General features: G+C 55.0%; 3 protein-coding genes and 1 pseudogene. 2 read left to right on the top strand and 2 right to left on the bottom strand.

Annotation, left to right across the window (positions count from 1 at the left end):
- The first annotated feature begins 208 nt into the window (after window positions 1-208).
- The gene (locus J4E42_RS29290) at window positions 209-1,534 is read left to right on the top strand and encodes an OprD family porin (RefSeq protein WP_207286778.1); all 1,326 of its coding nucleotides are present in this window, start codon (window positions 209-211) and stop codon (window positions 1,532-1,534) included.
- A 223-nt stretch (window positions 1,535-1,757) separates the two neighbouring features.
- Complete coding sequence (locus J4E42_RS29285) at window positions 1,758-2,453, top strand: hypothetical protein (RefSeq protein WP_192227328.1); 696 nt, start codon at window positions 1,758-1,760, stop codon at window positions 2,451-2,453.
- A gap of 181 nt (window positions 2,454-2,634) precedes the next feature.
- Here J4E42_RS29285 and J4E42_RS29280 read toward each other — a convergent pair.
- Window positions 2,635-2,968: pseudogene (locus tag J4E42_RS29280) on the bottom strand (DUF2790 domain-containing protein).
- Between the two features lie 79 nt (window positions 2,969-3,047).
- On the bottom strand, window positions 3,048-3,248 hold the full coding sequence (locus J4E42_RS29275) for a co-regulatory protein PtrA N-terminal domain-containing protein (protein WP_192227327.1): 201 nt from the start codon (window positions 3,246-3,248) through the stop codon (window positions 3,048-3,050).
- Between the last annotated feature and the right edge of the window lie 252 nt (window positions 3,249-3,500).

Raw genomic sequence — 3,500 nt, 5'->3', positions numbered from 1 at the left:
ACCATCGAGCAGCTCGCGGCGCTGACTTGAGTCGCCGCGCGCTGTACCCACCCACATGACGAAATTGTAATAACCCCATCACCTTGGCGTTATCCGCAGATTGCAACGATGTCTCCCGGCGATCACGCGGGTGGGCCCTGCCCTCCCGCCGAACAATAAAACCCACGCCGAAGAACGTTCCAGTTCTGCCGATCCCAAGGAGTGCTTGATGGTTAACAATACAAAAATGTCGATGGCGGCTTTAGCCGTGGTGGTCGGTTCGGGGCCGACCCTGGTGTTAGCGGAAGAAAAAGCCGAGGGGTTTATCGAAGGCAGCAGCCTGACGCTGCTCAACCGCAACTACTACTTCAATCGTGATCACCGTGACGGTCAGTCCAGTCCCACCGGCAACGGTTATTCCGAAGCCTGGGCCCACGCCATCATCAGCAAGTTTGAATCCGGGTTTACACAAGGCACTGTCGGGGTGGGTGTCGATGCGTTTGCGATGATCGGGTTAAAACTTGATACCGGTGATGGCCGCAACGGAGGCCGCAGTTCGTTCGACGTACTGCCGGTCAACAGTGAAGGCCAGGCGCGGGACGAATACACCAAGGTCGGGGGCGCGGCGAAAGTGCGAGCCTTTGATACGGTGGTTAAAGTGGGCGATGTCTTTCCCTCCAACCCGGTCGTCGCGGCAGGCGACTCCAGGCTGCTGCCGGAAAGCTTCCGGGGTGTCACCGCCACCAATACCAGTATCGAAGGCCTGTCAGTACAGGGCGGTCGCCTGCATGCGATGAGCCAACCGGTTTCCAGCGACATGCGCGAAAACTTCGCGACGTTCTACGCGGGGCCGGTCAATTCGCCGTGGATTGGTTACTTCGGTGGGGACTACGCACTCAACAACAACCTCAGCTTCAGTCTGTATTCCAGTCGCCTCAAGGATGCCTGGATTCAATACTACGCAGGCAGCGCGTGGACGTACCCGCTGTCGGATGACCTGTCGTTGTTTGGCGGCCTGAACTACTACAAGGCTGTCGACGAAGGCAAACAACTGCTCGGCGAGTTCGACAACAACATCTGGAGCGGCCGCGTCGGAGTCAAACTCGGCGCGCACTCCGTAGCCCTCTCGCACCAGCGCAACAACGGCAATGACGACTTCGATTATCTGCGCCAGTCCGATTCGATCTTCCTCGACAACTCCATCCAGTACAGCGACTTCAACTCGCCCAAGGAACGTTCGTGGATGGTGCGTTACGACCTCGACATGACGACCTATGGCGTGCCGGGATTATCGTTCATGACCCGTTACGCCCGTGGCACCGACGCCGACTATTCCAGCGCCAACGCCGTGTACATGCGCCGCGATGCCGACGGCAATCCGCTGACCGACCAGAAGCGCTGGGAACGCGACATCGAAGTCAAATACGTGGTGCAGAGCGGCTCGTTGAAAGACATGTCACTGCGTTTGCGCCAGGCCAATACCCGCGCCACGGCGTTCGAGTCTGATCTGGATGAAGTGCGGGTGATTGTCGAGTATCCGCTGGCGATTCTCTGAGTTAACCCTTCATACCCATTCACCTTTAGAAGCTCCTTGCTCCTTTGGTAAGAGGTGAATCCTTTGGCGTCCTTCGGGGCGCCTTTTTTTCGCCCGCTGATTAACCGATTTTGTAGCGAGGGAGCGTGGTCCCGCTCGTTTTCGACTCCACCGCCGTGGGCTTTTCGGATGCGCGATATTAGAATGTCATCACTTTAAAACTGTAAATCAAAAGGAATGAATCGTGGTGGTACTAATAGGACTGGTGGCGTTGTTTGGATTGCTGTCTTTGGTGGTGGCGGTCGTCGGGCTGATAGCGCCGACTGTTTTCAAGAGCAAAAAAACCGGCAAGGTCCCGACACGATGGACCTTGTTCATGGGTGGGTTGGGCTTCATGCTTCTGGCCTCTGCTCTTGTTGACTACCTCAACCCCAAAACTCAAGGCTTCGAGTCCGTGGCAACTGTTGAAGCAAACGCCAACCGTTCCGCAGACTCCATGGGTTTGACTGTCAATGAGTTCCATAACGCGTTCAACGACGCGGTAGGTCGATACAACAAGGAATTCAAAACTGCCGACTTTGAAGTTCAGACGGGTGGGGCCACCGACACGTTCTCGCATGCTTTCAGCCAGGACCTGGCGATGATGGGAACCATCGATAAAAATGACGGCAACGTGGACATGGTGATCCTTAACATCTCACCAAATGAGGAGCAATCACTTCAGATATTTTCTGTTCTGCTTGCGATCACTGAAGCACTCAACCCTGGCATCCCGGTTGAGCAGAACAAAAAAATGGTCATGGACGTTTTCCATGAGTCGGTCAAGAATTTCGACGCTAAAGAACCAACCGAGCGCAAGGTGGGCGACCTTAATTACTCAGCGACGACGACTCGTTACACAGGAATGATGTTTTCTATCGTAAAGAGCAGCAAAAACTGAGTCATCCAGCACACTAAAAAACCGCGTCCCTCAACGGGTCGCGGTTATTCAAGGAATGCCAAAGCGCTAAATCCCCCTTCATAAGCTAAAGGTGGATTAGTTACATAGAAGGCTCCCCATCTCCCAAACAACCTTTAAACACCCCGAATTGAAATACGCACTGTTGGGGGATTGTGTGGCCTCAGCCACCGTTGTTTCGGCAGGCACCCACCACGCTGTATTTTAGGGTGTTGAGCTGTCCTTTCGAATCTTCATAGGTCATGGCGGCGGGGGCGACAGCGCAGGCTGGCTGCGGCTTCACAACGCTGACAATTTTCACTACATCCAGCTTCATGCCGTATTCATAGTCCTTCACTACCGGCGCCGCTTTGCCTTGGCTCACGGCGTATTGCTCCATGGCTTTGACGTTGGCGCTAAACGCGCGCTCAAAGGTTCGGTCGCCGCCCCCCTTCGGCCAGTGCATTCAGAGACACGGCCATGACGCCGGCAAACGCGAGCAACTTGAAACCTTCCATATCCATATCCCTCCAGTGCGGACTCATGAAAAAGCCCGGCATCGGCGTTCGATGACAGGCTTGGTGCGATGCGGCACGCTTACAGATCTTTGGTTTTTTCGTCTTTCTTTTCGTTGACGACGACCGGATCGCGGGCCTGTTCCTTGGCGACGAACAGCTCAATGGAGCGGTCGTTGGCGGTCATCATTCTGTCGAAGGTGCGGTCACCGCCGCCTTCGGCCATCGCCAGAGAAGACATCACCAGAGCTGCTGCAACGGCACCGATTTGGGCAAGTTTCATGTTTGATTCCTCGTTTAAGTAGCTGACGGGATCAAGGTAACAAGCCGAACCTTTCGTGACGGTGGCGTGCAAATTACATATCCGTTATGTGGCACAAACTTGTGGGAGCGAGCCGGCTCGCGAAAGCAATGGATCAGGCACACACAAAAACGGCACCTTCCGGTGCCGTTCGCCTTTCTCAGTGCCGCCCTTTACTTACGCGCATCTGCCCACGATTTCAGCAGTTCGTTGTAGCTCACGGTTTCACCCTTA

This window comes from Pseudomonas sp. FW300-N2A2 (assembly GCF_017351735.1).
GTDB lineage: Bacteria > Pseudomonadota > Gammaproteobacteria > Pseudomonadales > Pseudomonadaceae > Aquipseudomonas > Aquipseudomonas migulae.
Note: the sequence above shows the minus strand (reverse complement) of the source record. Positions and strands in the feature narration are given on the sequence as shown.